Origin of the sequence: Actinomadura livida, from assembly GCF_014648675.1 — a bacterium.
Taxonomy (GTDB): Bacteria; Actinomycetota; Actinomycetes; order Streptosporangiales; family Streptosporangiaceae; genus Spirillospora; species Spirillospora livida.
Genome location: NZ_BMRO01000018.1, coordinates 37,188 through 52,105 on the forward strand (window position 1 = coordinate 37,188; position 14,918 = coordinate 52,105).

General features: G+C 72.4%; 11 protein-coding genes. 7 read left to right on the forward strand and 4 right to left on the reverse strand.

Annotated features, from left to right (window positions below; translation table 11 throughout):
* The coding region (locus IEZ03_RS32085; protein WP_194506016.1) for a fibronectin type III domain-containing protein at positions 1–2,426 on the reverse strand (2,426 nt) is incomplete at its 3' end.
* 482 nt (positions 2,427–2,908) lie between these two features.
* Complete coding sequence (locus tag IEZ03_RS32090) at positions 2,909–4,477, reverse strand: PucR family transcriptional regulator (RefSeq protein ID WP_184887938.1); 1,569 nt, start codon at positions 4,475–4,477, stop codon at positions 2,909–2,911.
* A 132-nt stretch (positions 4,478–4,609) separates the two neighbouring features.
* On the opposite strand from IEZ03_RS32090, the gene IEZ03_RS32095 reads away from it, so the two are divergent.
* Both IEZ03_RS32095 and IEZ03_RS32100 read left to right on the forward strand, forming a co-directional pair.
* On the forward strand, positions 4,610–5,863 hold the full coding sequence (locus IEZ03_RS32095; protein ID WP_184887936.1) for an NAD(P)/FAD-dependent oxidoreductase: 1,254 nt from the start codon (positions 4,610–4,612) through the stop codon (positions 5,861–5,863).
* Between the two features lie 103 nt (positions 5,864–5,966).
* Positions 5,967–6,899: a DUF2637 domain-containing protein gene (locus tag IEZ03_RS32100; protein WP_184887934.1), complete on the forward strand. Its 933-nt coding sequence runs from the start codon at positions 5,967–5,969 to the stop codon at positions 6,897–6,899.
* 60 nt (positions 6,900–6,959) lie between these two features.
* On the opposite strand, the gene lpdA is transcribed toward IEZ03_RS32100, so the two are convergent.
* Positions 6,960–8,363: a dihydrolipoyl dehydrogenase gene (lpdA, locus tag IEZ03_RS32105; protein WP_184887932.1), complete on the reverse strand. Its 1,404-nt coding sequence runs from the start codon at positions 8,361–8,363 to the stop codon at positions 6,960–6,962.
* Between the two features lie 279 nt (positions 8,364–8,642).
* On the opposite strand from lpdA, the gene IEZ03_RS32110 reads away from it, so the two are divergent.
* The 5 genes from IEZ03_RS32110 to IEZ03_RS32130 all read left to right on the forward strand — a co-directional run bounded on the left by IEZ03_RS32110 (position 8,643) and on the right by IEZ03_RS32130 (position 13,998).
* Entirely contained in the window at positions 8,643–9,269 is a 627-nt protein-coding gene (locus IEZ03_RS32110; protein ID WP_184887930.1) for a hypothetical protein, read from the forward strand.
* Positions 9,270–9,625: 356 nt separating this feature from the next.
* Positions 9,626–11,014, forward strand: coding sequence for a family 2B encapsulin nanocompartment shell protein (locus tag IEZ03_RS32115; protein ID WP_184890868.1), 1,389 nt, complete (start codon positions 9,626–9,628; stop codon positions 11,012–11,014).
* Positions 11,011–12,414 (forward strand): family 2B encapsulin nanocompartment shell protein, encoded by a 1,404-nt coding sequence (locus IEZ03_RS32120; RefSeq protein WP_229808712.1) that lies wholly within the window; start codon positions 11,011–11,013, stop codon positions 12,412–12,414. Before IEZ03_RS32115 ends, IEZ03_RS32120 begins: the two co-directional genes overlap by 4 nt.
* A 14-nt stretch (positions 12,415–12,428) precedes the next feature.
* Positions 12,429–13,577 (forward strand): family 2 encapsulin nanocompartment cargo protein polyprenyl transferase, encoded by a 1,149-nt coding sequence (locus IEZ03_RS32125; RefSeq protein ID WP_184887928.1) that lies wholly within the window; start codon positions 12,429–12,431, stop codon positions 13,575–13,577.
* A 235-nt stretch (positions 13,578–13,812) separates the two neighbouring features.
* The gene (locus IEZ03_RS32130; protein WP_132052313.1) at positions 13,813–13,998 is read left to right on the forward strand and encodes a hypothetical protein; all 186 of its coding nucleotides are present in this window, start codon (positions 13,813–13,815) and stop codon (positions 13,996–13,998) included.
* Between the two features lie 19 nt (positions 13,999–14,017).
* Here IEZ03_RS32130 and IEZ03_RS32135 read toward each other — a convergent pair whose 3' ends face one another.
* A complete protein-coding gene (locus IEZ03_RS32135; RefSeq protein ID WP_184887926.1) occupies positions 14,018–14,908 on the reverse strand; it encodes an LLM class flavin-dependent oxidoreductase in 891 nt (296 codons plus the stop codon).
* Positions 14,909–14,918: the final 10 nt, after the last annotated feature.

Here is a 14,918-nt window from a genome sequence, read left to right on the forward strand (position 1 = left end):
CGGACGGTGACGCCGCTGGTTCCCGTGCCGTTCACCGCGGTCAGTTCCACGGTGTAGGCGGTTCCGTTGGTCAGCCCGGTCAGGGCGGCGGTCGTGGCGTCGCCGGCGACCGTGACCGATGCTCCACCGGGTTCGGCCGTCGCCTTGTAGCCGGTGACCGGGGAGCCGCCGTCGCGGGTGGGGAGCCAGCGCAGGTCGATACGGCCGTCCCGCGGGGCGGCTTCGAGCAGGGTCGGTCCGAGCGGTACCCTTCCCGCCTTCGGTGTGGCCCGCGCCAGGATCGACGGCTGTCCATCCCCGTTGCCGTTGATCGCCGTGACCGTGAACGTGTAGCCGGTTCCGTTGGCCAGGTCCTTGACCACGGCGGTGGTGACGCCGGCCGCCGTCTCCTGGGTCCGACCGCCGGGCTCGACCCGTACGCGGTAGCGGTCGACGCCTGCCGCGCCGGTCGGCGGCGGACTCCAGGAGAGCTCGACCTCACCGTCGCGGCCGTGGGTGGTCGTGATGAACGGCTGGCCGGGCGGTTTCGGTTCGCGCGGGATGACCGGGCTGGACGAGGTCGAGTACTTCGAGGTCCCGGTGGCGTTGGTCGCTTTGACTTGGAAACTGTAGGAAGTTCCGTTCGTCAGGCCCGCGAAGGTGGCCGTCTCCTGCCCGTGCACGGTGACGGTCTCGCGGGTCCCGGTCTCCAGGACCGTATAGCCGGTGATCGGGCTGGTGCCGGGGTCGAGGGGCGGGGTCCACGTGACGGTGGCCGTGCCGTCGGAGGCCGAGGCGATCAGGTTGGTGGGCGGTTGCGGTGCGCGTCCCGCCACCACGGCCTCAGACGGCTCCGAAGGGTCGGATGTACCCACGGCACTGGTCGCGGTGACGGTGAAGGTGTACGCCGTGCCGTTGTCCAACCCGGTGACGGTGGCTTCGAGTTGCGGAGCCCGCACGATCGCCGCGGCTCCGCCCGGAGACGCCAGCACGGTGTAGGAGGTGATCGGTGAGCTGCCTTCGGGCGGCTTCTGCCAGGCCACCACCGCCGCGCCGTCCTGCGGGGCGGCGGTGATACCGGTCGGCGGCGAGGGTTTCTCCGCGCTGCCGCGGGGGGTCACCGGTTGCGACGGGGCCGAGGGGGCGGAGGCCCCGACGGCGTTTCTGGCCGTGACGGTGAAGCTGTAGGCCGTGCCGTTGGTCAACCCGGTCACGTTCGCCTGGAGCGACGGGGCGTCGACGGTGACCGACGCGCCGCCCGGACTCGCGGTCACCGTGTACTCGATGATCGGCGAGCCGCCGTCGTCCACCGGTCGCTGCCAGGACACGCTCGCGGTCCCGTCGCTGGCCGTCGCGGTGGCGCCCCCCGGCGCGCTCGGCCTGGAGGGAGGTTTGAAGTAGGCGAAGGCGTCCACGGAGAGGGTGACTGCGGCACTGCCCATGTTCTTCACCGTGAACGTGCCGTCCGAGCCGAGTTTCACCGGTACGAAGTTGGCCCAGGGCACGCCGGTCTGGTAAGCGACCGACCCACCGGAGGGAATGCTGGTCTGACCGGTCGGATAGACGCGCAGGAGACCGACCGCGGAGGCCCTGGACGTCAGAGTGACTCCGACCCCCGACACTCCGCTCGCTGGCACTCCGCCCTTGCCCAGCGGCGCCACCTCATAGGTGGCTCCCGAGGCGACCGTCACCTCATTGACGATCCTCGCGGGATTGACCGGGACCTGGGACGATGCGGCGACATCGGCCTCCGGCGCGGCGGCGAAGTACCCGGCCACGTCCGCGTACACGCGGAGATTCGACGCACCCCGGTTGGTAATGGTGATCTTGCCGTCCTCGCCCGGCGCGACGATCGCCAGATTGGACAGGAAATCTGATGGACGGTAGTTGATATTGGAGCCGGTGGGCACGGCGGTCCCCGACGGATGCACAATGGCCTGGCCCGAGCCGACGCTTCTGACGGTGAGCGTCATCGCGACCTGCGATACCCCATCGGCGGGAACGGCCCCCGCACCGACCGCCGAGAACGACGCGCTGGAGTTCGCGGCCACGTTCAGGTTGCTGACGATCCGCGACGTATCCAGCGGAACGTATCCCGCACCGGTCGCCGTCGCCGCCCCAGTGATGTAGCCGTGGATGTCCACATAGACATTCGCCGTGGTGGAACCCGTGTTCCTGAGTTTGACCTGGCCGTCCGCACCGACCTTGGTCATCAGCACATGGTCGGTGAACGTCCTCGCGTAATACCTGCTGCCGGTCACCGCCGGTGGCGAGGAAAGGTCGGACGGGTAGACGATGAGCCCCCCGTCGGCGTCGGCGCCTTTCGCGACCACGTTGACCGCCACCATCGACACCCCGCCGGCCGGCACCGCGCCCACCCCGGTTACCTTGATCGTCTGCGTCGCGCTGGCGGCGACCGGCACATTGCTCAGAACGCGTTGGCGCACGTCATGGTATTGCCCTCCCGCCTCCTGGGCCGCTGGTGCCCGCCTCTGCTGCTGGGGCGTGAGTACGGGCCTGCGGTCTGCCGCCGGCGATTCGGCCTCCGCCCGCCCGGGGCCACTGATAACGCTGAGCGACATCAGCAGTACAACCGAGAGAAGGTGACTCAGGAAACGTCGACCCATTTTTCGGGCTCCCACCTTCCAGCCCGCGGCATGCCGCTCACCGTAATCCGGGCAGAACAACGAGGACCGGCATGTGTCGACTCACCTGCCGCCAACCTTCCGGCCCCGGCACAGGATTCATCGACGGATGGAGGTCATGATCGCTTGAGATTGATCATGGCCTGGGAGCCTTTTCGGTGCAATGGTGGCGACGTGGCCGTATCAGGTCATACAGGGCCTAACGCGCCGTTTTGCAGATGTCAGGCGACCATTTATCGACGGCCCGTAAAGCAATGGCATCGTAGGGCGACGGTGCGGGAAGTTCATTCCCGCACCGGGCCGTTGCGGCCGAGGGTGATCAGTTGCAATCGCAGGGCTAGGCGGGTTCGGGAGGACGAGAGGTCCACCGGGGCCACCTCGGACATCCTGCGGAGGCGGTAGCGGAGGGTGTTGGGGTGGATGGCCAAGGCCTGCGCGGTGCCCTTGGGGTCGCCGTAGTGGTCGAGCCAGGCGGCGAGCGTCGGGAGGAATGCCGTGCCGTGGGTCTCGTCGTGTGCTTTCAGGGCGGGGAGCGGGCCGCCGAGCAGGCCGGGTCGGACCGCCTTTTTGGCGCGCTCGACGATGATCGCGTCCCAGGCGTCCTCCAGGAGGACCAGTCCGGGGGTGAGGCTGCCGGATGCGACGAGGGTGTCCAGTTCGGCGGCCTCGGCCCGAGAGCGGGGAAGTTCGGCGCGGGAGTGCGCGGGGCCGCCCGCCGCCGCGTACAGGGTGGCGTCGTGGTTGCGGACGCGGGTCAGGACGTGGCGTAGCCAGGGCATCGAGCCGGGGTCGTCCTCGCGGGGAGGGCGCGCGGTCAGCACGGCGAAGAGCGTGCCGTCGGCGTCGGTGAGGAGGGGGCGGTGCCAGCCGAAGCGCTGGGTGATCGCCTCCCAGAGGTCGAGGCGTTGCCGGATGTCCTCGGTCTCGTCGGTGGTGCCGAGGGTGACCACGCGCCAGGGCGGTGCGGGTGCGGTGACGTGGGTGCCGTCGCGGAGCGCGGTGCGTAGTTGGTCGGCCGACACGCGGCGGGCGACGCCGGCCTCGGCGCGCAGGCGCAGCAGGTGCAGGGCGAGGACGGACGCGAGTTCGGTGAGCCGCTGCACGCGGCCGGGCGGGATCGGCGTCCGCGCCACCACCCAGATCGAGCCGAGCCACTCGCCCCCGGCCCGGACCGGGACGACGAGGCGCGGCAGCATCCCGTCGGGGCTCTCGGGGACGAAGACCGGATCGCTCGACTGCGCCAGCCTGCGGAACACGCCGGAGGCGCGGAGATGGGCGATGACCTGCGGCGGGACCCGGCGGCCGACGATCGTGGAGACGCGGGCGGGGTCGGTGCTGTCCTGGCGCCCGGAGTAGGCCAGGACCCGGGAGCGGGCGTCCTCGACGGTCACCGGGGCGTCGGCGATCTCGGCGGCGGCGTCGGCGAGCGCGTACAGGTCGTTGTGGACGTCCTGCGCGCCGACCGGCCCGGGGAGCGGCGCGTAGGCGCGGTCGATCGCGCCGCGCACGAGCCAGACGACGTGCGTCCACGAGGTGTCCGGCTGGAGCTCGACGAGGGCGGGCCGCAGCGAGCGGGCGGCGGCGACGACCGCGGGGTCGTCGGCGAGCGGGGCCTTCAGGACGACACCGTCCGCGCCCGCGGCGTCGGCCCGTTCGAGGAGCGCCACCGCGTCCGCCGGGCCGGCCACGCCGACGCCGAGGACGATCTCGCCCGGCTGCCCGGCCGCCTCGCCCGGCTCGGCCAGGACGACGTCGTGCACCTGCGAGTCGTCCAGCTGCGAGCCGTGCCCGTCCTCGACCATCCGCAGCAGTCCCGGCCCCAGGGAATCGACGAGATCGGTCAAGCTGATCATCACGCCCCCTCGCCCGAGGTTTGTGCTCTTCACACTATGCGGCCCGCCCTTGTTGGCCGAACAGGACAGAGACGCCGGTCACATCCCGGGCGACCATCGAGGTGAACCCCGAACACGAGGAGATGAAAGGGCATGGCTCTCGACACGGGTCCGCGCCGCGTCGCGGTCGTGGGTGCCGGCATGGTCGGTCTGTCCACGGCCTGGTTCCTGCAGGAGCACGGCGCCGACGTCACCGTATTCGACAGGGACGACGTGGCGGCCGGCGCGTCCTGGGGCAACGCCGGATGGCTGACCCCCGGTCTCGCGACGCCGCTGCCCGAGCCGGCCGTCCTCTCCTACGGCGTCCGGGCGGTCCTCAGCCCGTCGTCGCCGGTCTACGTGCCGCCGAGCGCCAGCCCGCGGCTGCTCAGGTTCCTTGCGGGCTTCGCCGCGAACAGCACCGCCGCCAAGTGGCGGCGCGCGATGGAGTCGCTGGTGCCGATCAACGGCCGCGCGCTGCCGAGCTTCGACGCGCTCGTCGAGGGCGGGGTGAAGGCGGAGACCCGCGAGGCCGGGTCCTTCCTCGCCGCGTACCGCACGGCCGAGGAGCGCCGCGTCCTCCAGGAGGAGATCGAGCACATCCGCGCCGCGGGCCAGAAGCTGGAGTACGACGTCCTCGGCGGGGACGAGGCACGCGCGCTGGAGCCCGCGCTGTCCGGCGAGATCGGCGCGGCGATCGTGCTGCGCGGCCAGCGCTTCGTGGACCCCGGGCGGTTCGTGCACGCGCTCGCCGACTCGGTCCGCGACCGCGGCGGCAAGATCCGGCCGGGGGAGGCCGTCCGCGACGTCCGCGACGAGTCCGGCGGCGCCGCCGTCCGCACCGCGGGCAGCGACTACGAGCCGTTCGACGCCGTCGTCATCGCGAGCGGCGTGTGGCTGAACGGGCTGGCCCGTCGGTTCGGCGTCCGCGCCCTCGTCCAGGCGGGCCGCGGCTACAGCTTCAGCGTGCCGGTGGACCGCGTCCCGGACGGCCCGGTGTACTTCCCGTCCCAGCGGGTGGCCTGCACGCCGCTCGGCGACCGGCTGCGCGTCGCCGGGATGATGGAGTTCCGCCGGCCCGAGGCGCCGCTGGACCCGCGCCGGATCAGGGCGATCGTCGAGGCCGTCCGCCCGCTGCTGCGCGGCGCGGACCTGGCCGCCCGGCAGGACGAGTGGGTCGGGTCGCGCCCCTGCACCCGGGACGGCCTGCCGCTGATCGGCGCGACCCGGTCGCCGCACGTCTTCGCCGCGGGCGGCCACGGCATGTGGGGCATCACCCTCGGCCCCGCCACGGGACGCCTCCTCGCCGAGCAGATCGTCACCGGCGAGCGCCCGCCGGAGCTGGCGCCGTTCAGCCCGCTGCGCTGACGACCTGGGTGTTTGGGCGGTTCCTGCACTTTCGTCCGGACGGGCGGTCCCGGCGCGCTACCGTCACTGGGTGATCTAGAACCCGTGGCGGGGAGGAACGCCGATGGACGAGGTGCGCACGCCGCCGCCGGCGGCCGCGCCGCTGACCCGGGCGCAGAAGGTGCTGGCCGCGACCGGCGGGCTGTTCTTCGCCGGGCTCGCCGGCCTGGGCGGCTACGGCTCGTTCGCCTCCGTCCGCGACGTCGCCGAGCCGTGGTTCGGCGGCCAGGCGTGGATCGTCCCCGCCGGGGTCGACCTGGGCATCCTCGCCCTGGTGTCGGTGGCGCTGCTGCTGGAATGGCTGGCCATGCCCATGCCGGCCCTGCGCTGGATGGCGTTCGCCTTCACCGGCGCGACCGTCTGGCTGAACGTGTCGGCCGCCCACGGCGACGCGACCGGCATGGTGATGCACGCCGCGATGCCGATCCTGTTCATCACGTTCATCGAGGCCGTCCGGCACGCCATCCGGCGCCGTGCGGGCATCGCCGCCGGGACCGTCCGCGAGGGCATCCCGGTCGCCCGCTGGCTCCTCGCCCCCTGGTCCACGTTCCGGCTGTGGCGCCGCATGGTCCTGTGGCAGATCACCTCCTACCCGCGGGCCCTGACGGCCGAGCAGCGCCGCAGGCACGCCCTGGCGCTGCTGAGCGAGCACTACGGCCGCAAGTGGCGGACCAAGGCGCCCGCGGACGTCGTCTGGATGCTCTCGGACGGCGTCATGCTCGACGAGGCCCTCGCCCGCGTCACCGAGCTCACCGCACCGAAGCCGGACAAGGCCCCGCCGCCGCGCAAGGCCCCGCAGCGCAAGCCCGCGCGACGGCAGCCCCCGCGCAGCGTCGCCACCGACAACGAGGCCCGCGCCCTGGCCATCATCGACGCGGAACCCGACATCACCGGCACCGAGCTGGGACGCCGCCTCGGCATCAGCACCCGCCAGGGACAGCGCCTCTTGAGCCGCCTGACCCGCCCGGCCCCGGCCTCCACGAGCAGCGCCTCCTGACCGGCCGCCGGGTGGACGGCGTCGGGCGCGCCCGCATACGCGAGCACGCCCGGGCGCGGGTCAGAGGTTGATCATGTGGCCGGCGAGGCCGTGCACGGACTCCTTGATGGCCTCGCCCAGGGTCGGGTGGGCGTGGACGTTGCGGGCCACCTCGTGGACGGTCAGGTCCCACTGCTGCGCCAGGGTCAGCTCGGGCAGCAGCTCGGTGACCTCCGGGCCGATCATGTGGGCGCCGAGGATCTCGCCGTACTTCGCGTCGCTGACCACCTTGACGAAGCCGTCGCCCTCGCCCATCCCGAGCGCCTTGCCGTTCGCGCTGTAGGGGAACTTGGCGGTCTTGACGTCGAAGCCCTGCTCCTTCGCCTGCGCCTCCGTCCAGCCGAAGCTCGCGACCTGCGGCTGGCAGTACGTGGCGCGGGGGATCATCACGTAGTCGAGCTCCATCGTCTCGGCGTCCCCGATGGTCTCCGCCGCGACGATGCCCATCGCCTCGGCGGCGTGCGCGAGCATGAGCTTCGCGGTCACGTCGCCGATGGCGTAGATGTGCGGGACGGACGTGCGGCAGCGGCCGTCCACGTCGATGGCGCCGCGCTCGGTGAGCCGCACGCCGGTCTTGTCCAGTCCGTAGCCCTCCACGTTCGGCTGGAAGCCGATCGCCTGCAGCACCTTGTCGGTCTCGATGACCTGCTGGGCGCCGTCCTTGCCGGTGACGGTGACCTTCACCTTGTCGCCCGAGTCGTCGATGGCGTCCACGCGGGTGGAGGTCAGCACGTCCACGCCGAGCTTGCGGTACCGCTTGGCGAGCTCCTTCGACACGTCGGCGTCCTCGTTCGGGACCATCCGGTCGAGGAACTCGACGATCGTGACCTTCACCCCGTAGTTGTGCAGCACGTAGGCGAACTCGACGCCGATCGCGCCCGCGCCCGCGATGACGATGCTCTCGGGCAGCTCGGAGCTGAGGATCTGCTCCTCGTAGGTGACGACCCGCTCGGACAGCGACGTGCCCGGCAGCAGCTTGGTGTGCGCCCCGGCCGCGATGATGCAGTTGTCGAAGGTGACGGTCTCGCTGGAGCCGTCCGACCGGTCGACCTGCAGCGTGTTCGGGTCGGTGAACGCGCCCCGCCCCTCGTAGGACGTGATCTTGTTCTTCTTCATCAGGAACTGGACGCCCTTGACGAGCTTCTCCGACACCTGGCGGCTGCGCTGGTAGGCGACGCCGTAGTCGAACGAGACCCGCCCCTCGACGTTGATGCCGAAGGTCTTCTGCTCCTGGGTGAAGATGTGCGCCAGCTCGGCGTTGCGCAGCAGCGCCTTCGAGGGGATGCAGCCGACGTTGAGGCAGACGCCGCCCCAGTACCTCTCCTCGACGATCGCGGTCTTCAGCCCGAGCTGTGCCGACCGGATCGCGGCGACATATCCACCCGGGCCCGCGCCCAGGACCACGACGTCAAAATGTTCGCTCATATCCATGGACGATATTCGGCGCCGGAGGCACTTGCATCCCGCTCGCGCCGCGGAGCGGCGCGGGGAGGCGGATGTCACGTGCTGTTAGTGTTTCGAACGCCTCCCGCCGGTCAGTGAACCAGGGGAGGCGGGGCGGCGCGGACGACGCGAGCCCGGAGCCGTCCCGGCCGGAGCAGGCCGGCGGCGTCCCTGAAACAGCAGCTCGTCACGGTGGTGGAACACCGCGCCCCGGCCTGATCGTTGTTGTCTTCGTTCTGAGCCGAGCAGAGGAGAAACGGAGTGCGGATCCCGAAGCGCGTCAACACCGTCCTGGACTGGATGGAGCAGCATTCCGTCGCGCTCGGGGCGGTCACCGCGCTGGTCGTCGTCGCCCTGGTGGCGCTGCTCGTCCCGTCCTCGGTGGGCATCCCGGCCGCCTCTTTCCTGCTGGGCCTCGCCCTCGGCGGCTTCACCGTGCACGTGCGGTCGAGCCGCCGCGTGCGCCGGGCCCGCGCCGAGGTCGACAACCTGCTCCGCGAGAACGGCGCGCTGCGGCACCGCAACACCGTCCTCGCCAGCGGTGTGATCACCCGGGAGGCGCAGGAGACACAGGCCCTCATGTCCATCCCGGAGGACGACCTGCTCCTGGACGGGCCGCCCGCGGCGGACGAGGCCGCCCAGCGCACCGTCTCCCTGGACGAGCTGCTGGACGGCGACCCGCAGACCACCGACGAGCTGCCCGAAGAGCTCGCGGACGAGCCGGGCGGCGACGTGCCGGCCCCCGCCGCCGAAGACGCCGAACAGGGCGAAGACGGTGAAAGGGACGGCGAGGCGCCGGGCGACGAAGACATGCAGCGCACCACCGTCCTCACCGAACTGCCGGACAGCCTCGTCGAAGAGGCCGCGAAGAACTACCGGCGGGCGTGACCGCCCCGCTGATCGAGAGTTTCTGAGCGGCTTCGCGGCCGCGGTGGCGCTGTACCCGATCCGCAAGCTCCGCGAGACGGCCGGGGTGCCGATCGACGAGGCCGGGGCCGAACTCGTTCCCAAACCGGTGGGTTCCGGGACGAGGTAGACGCCGGCCCGCCGCCGGGCCCCGCGGGACGTCGCGGACAGGTGCGACTTGTGTGGCTCCATGGTCAAGAAGAGGTGCTGCATACCCCGTTGCGATCAGTCGATTACCGTCTGTAGCTTCCCTGTTGGCCGGACTCCGGCCCCTCCTGACACGACGGCTACGAATCGGTGGTGTGCACGTGACCGAACAGCAGGAACACCAGCAGCAGATGAGCCTTGGCACGGCGGCGGCACGGAATCTCGCGACGACGACGAAGTCCGTCCCCCAGATGCAGGGCATCAGCTCGCGCTGGCTGCTGAAACTGCTGCCCTGGGTCCAGGCGGCCGGCGGCGCCTACCGCGTCAACCGGCGGCTCACCTACACGCTCGGGGACGGCCGGGTGACGTTCGTGACCACCGGCGCCGACGTGCGGGTCATCCCGCGCGAGCTGGGCGAGCTGCCGCCGCTGCGCGGCTACGACGACGACCTCACGCTCGACGCCATCGCCGGGCGGTTCACCCAGCAGGAGTACGAGCCCGGCGACGTCGTCGTGGAGCGCGGCCGCCCCGTCGACCGGGTGATCCTCGTCGCGCACGGCAAGCTCAGCCGGATCGGCGCCGGCGAGTTCGGCGCGGAGGCCGTGCTCGGCACGCTCGCCAACGGCGACTTCTTCGGCGAGCAGGCCCTGCTCGGCACCGAGGAGGGCGAGGACCGGGAGGAATGGGATTACACGGTCAAGGCCGTCACCGCCTGCACGATCCTCAGCATGAGCGACACCGACTTCCAGGAGACGCTCGGCCAGTCCGCCTCCCTGCAGGCGCACCTGGACGTGTACCGGTCGAGCCCCCCGCAGGAGCACAACGAGTACGGCGAGGCCGCTATCGACCTCGCGGCCGGGCACGAGGGCGAGCACGTCCTGCCCGGCACGTTCGTCGACTACGAGGCGTCGCCGCGCGAGTACGAGCTGAGCGTCGCGCAGACCGTCCTGCGCGTGCACAGCCGCGTCGCCGACCTCTACAACGAGCCGATGGACCAGGTCGAGCAGCAGCTCAGGCTGACCATCGAGGCGCTGCGCGAGCGCCAGGAGAACGAGCTGGTCAACAACCGCGACTTCGGGCTGCTGCACAACGCCGACCTGTCGCAGCGCATCCACACCCGCGGCGGCCCGCCCACCCCCGACGACATGGACGACCTGCTCACCCTCGTCTGGAAGGACCCGGCGTTCTTCCTCGCCCACCCGAAGGCCATCGCCGCCTTCGGCCGCGAGTGCAGCGCGCGCGGCATCTACCCCGACGCCATCGACGTCGGCGGCAACCGGATCCCGGCCTGGCGCGGCGTGCCGATCTTCCCGTGCAACAAGATCCCGGTCAGCAAGACGAAGACCAGCTCGATCCTGCTGATGCGCACCGGCGAGCAGGCGCAGGGAGTGGTCGGCCTGCACCAGGTCGGGCTGCCGGACGAGTACCAGCCCGGCCTGTCCGTCCGCTTCATGGGCATCGACGAGAAGGCCCTCATCTCCTACCTCGTCAGCGCCTACTACTCGGCCGCCGTCCTGGTCCCCGACGCGCTCGGGATGCTGGAGTCCGTCGAGGTCGCCCACGGCGGTGCCGGCGAGTGACACCGCCGCAGGAGGCTCGGGGCGGGCGGCACGCGCTCGGCACGCGCGCCGCCCGCAACCTCGCGACGACGACCAAGTCCGTCCCGCAGATGCAGGGCGTCAGCCCGCGGTGGCTGCTGCGGCAGCTGCCGTGGGTGCGGGCGGACGCCGGGACCTACCGGGTGAACCGGCGGCTCACCTACCGGCTCGGCGACGGCCTGGTGACGTTCGTCAACGACGGCGCCGCGGTCCGCGTGGTCCCGCCGGAACTGGCCGAGCTGCCGCCGTTGCGCGGGCTGGCCGGCGAGGACGTCCTCGACGTGCTCGCCGGGCGGTTCGAGCAGCGCGAGTACGGCCCCGGCGACACCATCGCGGCGGCGGGCCGCCCCGCCGACGCCGTCCACCTCATCGCGCACGGCAAGGTCGCGTTGCGGACCCCGGGGGAGTACGGCGGCGAGGCCGAGACCGGCATCCTCGCCGACGGGCGGTTCTTCGGCGACCGGGTCCTCCTCGGCACCGCCGAGGAATGGCCCTGCACGTTCCGCGCGCTGACCCCGACCACCGTCCTCACGCTCTCCCGGGAGGCGATCGAGGAGCTGACCGGCAGGTACGACGCGCTGCGCGCCCATCTGGACGCGTACCGGGACGCCCCCGCCCCGCCGCAGACCGGGCACGGCGAGGCGGCGATCGACCTCGCCTCCGGCCACGAGGGCGAGCACGTCCTGCCCGGCACGTTCGTCGACTACGAGGCGTCGCCGCGCGAGTACGAGCTGAGCGTCACCCAGACGCTCCTGCGCGTCCACTCCCGCGTCGCCGACCTCTACAACGGGCCGATGGACCAGGTCGAGCAGCAGCTGCGGCTCACCGTCGAGGCCGTGCGCGAACGCCAGGAGCACGAACTCGTCAACAACCGCGAATTCGGGCTCCTGCACAACGCCGACCTGCGGCAGCGCATCCAGACCCGCGGGGGCCCGCCGACCCCCGACGACCTGGACGAGTTGCTGGCGCGGCGCCGCAAGTCGCGGTTCTTCCTCGCCCATCCGAGGACGATCGCCGCGTTCGGCCGGGAGTGCACCCGCCGCGGGGTGTACCCGTCCACCCTGCCGGTGGACGGGCCCGGGGGGTCCGAGCAGCGGGTGCAGGCATGGCGCGGGGTCCCGATCTACCCCTGCGACAAGATCCCGGTCAGCCCGTCCGGGACGAGTTCGATCCTCGTGCTGCGCACCGGCGAGGACGACCAGGGCGTCATCGGCCTGCACCGCACCGGCATCCCCGGCGAGATCCGCCCGGGGCTGTCGGTCCGGTTCACCGGCGTCGACGAGCGGGCGCTGCTGACCTACCTGGTCAGCGCGTACTACTCCGCCGCCGTGCTGGTGCCGGACGCGCTCGGCGTCCTGGAGAACGTCGAGATCGCCCGCTAGGGAAAGGGGACGACATGCCCGTCTGGGGAGACGACCCGGCCGTGCTCCGCTGCGACCACCGCCCGGACACGAGTGACCGGGGTCCGGACCACGACCCATGTCCGGACGACGGCCGGGGGCCGGAGCCGGACGATCCCCGGACGGGCCGCGCCCGCACGGCGGCCGAGGTCCTCGGCTGGAGCCGCCGCCTGCTCGACCCCGCGCTGCGGGACGCGGTCGAGCGCATGCCGGGCGCGGTGCGCGACATCGCCGCGTTCCACTTCGGCTGGCGCGACGAGCGGGGCCTGCCGGCCGCCGGCGGTGGCGGCAAGGCGATCCGTCCCGCGCTGACCCTGCTCGCGGCGGAGGCGGTCGGCGGGACCGCCTCCGCCGCGCTCCCCGCCGCCGTGGCGGTCGAGCTGGCGCACAACTTCTCGCTCCTGCACGACGACGTCATGGACGGCGACCTCACCCGCAGGCACCGGCCCACCGCGTGGACCGTCTACGGCGCCAACCCCGCGATCCTGGCCGGGGACGCGCTGCTCGCCGCCGCCTTCGAGGTCCTCGCCGACGAGCCGTCCCCGCTGATCCCGCGCGCCGTCCGCACCCTCGCCCAGGCCGTCCGCGACCTGGTCGCCGGGCAGAGCGCCGACCTGGCGTTCGAGGAGCGCTCCGACGTGACGCTCGACGAATGCGCGGCCATGGCGGGCCGCAAGACCGGCGCGCTGCTCGGCGCCGCGTGCGCGCTCGGCGCCGCCTACGGCGGCGGCACCACCGGGCAGGCCGCCCGCCTCCGCGCCTTCGGCGAACGGCTCGGCCTGGCGTTCCAGCTCGTGGACGACCTGCTCGGCATCTGGGGCGACCCCGGGACCACCGGCAAACCCGTCCACTCCGACCTGCACAGCCGGAAGAAGTCCCTGCCGGTCGTCGCCGCCCTCACCTCGGGCACCCCCGCCGGTGCCGAGCTGGCCGAGCTGTACTTCCGCGACGGCGACCTCACCGGTGACGACGCGTCCCGCGCCGCCGCCCTCGTCGACACCGCCGGCGGCCGCGCCTGGGCCGCCACCCGCGCCGCCACCCTCCTCACCACCGCCGAGGCCGACCTCGCCGCCGCCGGCCTCCACCCCACCACCGCCACCGAACTCCGAGCCCTCGCCCACCTGATAACCCACCGCAACCACTAGCAGCGCCGCGCCCCGGCAGGCTCGCGCCCCGGCAGGCTCGCGCCCCGGCAGGCTCGCGCCCCGGCAGGCACGCGCTCGGGGAGGCGCCTGTTCAGGAGGCGCTTGCGCCAAGGGGCGGCTGCGTCTGGAGGCATCTTTGCTAGGAGGTGCGGGAGGCTTCGATAGTATGTTCGAGTAGGGTGGGGGTGTGGAGGTTCGTGAGCATGTCCCGTTCATGTGTCCTGCGGGGCATCGGTTGTCCGCGGGGCGGGTCATCGTCGGGTGGTCGCCGTGCGTCTGCCCGCCCTGCGACGGGCGGGGGCGCGGTCTGCGCGGTCACCGCACCTACCTGTGCCTCGACTGCAAGGACGAGCACGTGACGACCAAGTGCTACCTGCCCCACCACGTCCCCACCGAGAACGCCGAATACCGCTGGCCCTGAGGGGCCCGGCCCACGCCGCTTACTGGCCGCGCTCCTGGGCCACCTGGGCGCGGACGGCCGGGGCGATCTCCTCGGCGAACCGCTTGATCTGCGTCTCCTGGTCGCCTTCCGGCCAGAGGATGAACGTGTCCATGCCGGAACCCACGGCGAGGTCGGTCAGCTCGTCCGCCCACTGGGACGCGGGCCCGCGCAGGAAGCCCTCCGACGCGCCGTCGGTGATCGTCCCGTTGACGTTGTAGAGCCTGCGGACGTCCGCGGGGGCGCGCCCGGCCGCCGCGGCGGCGTCGTCGATGCGGGCGTGCATCTCCGGAAGCCGGTCCGGGGCGGCCCAGGCCGACGACGGGAGCCAGCCGTCGGCGGACCGGCCCGCCAGCGCCAGGCCGCGCGGTCCGCCGACGCCGAGCCACAGCTCCATCCGGTGCGCCGGGACGGGGCCGGACTTGGCGCCCTTGAGGTGGTAGTGGTCGCCGTCGAAGCGCAGGTTCCGATCGCCGCTCCACACCTCCCGGATGACGGTGACGGCCTCCTCCAGCGCGTCGGCGGCCTCCCGGCGGGACTTGCGCGGCCCGCCGAACGCGTGCACCGCGTCCCAGAAGCCGCCCGCGCCGAGGCCCAGCTCGGCGCGGCCGCCGCTCAGCACGTCCAGGCTCGCGGCGGCCTTGGCCAGCACCGCCGGCGGGCGCAGCGGCAGGTTCGCGACGTCCGGGAACACCCGGACCCGCTCGGTCACGGCCGCGATCATGCTGAGCAGCGTCCAGGTGTCGACGTAGCGGCGCTGGTAGGGGTGGTCCTGCACGCCGATCAGGTCGAGTCCCGCCCGGTCGGCCGTGCGGGCCAGCTCCAGCAGCGGGTCGTCGGCGTCGGGAACGAGGAAGTAGCCGAATTCGAGTGTCCTGCCGTAGTCGCCCATATCGCGGAGA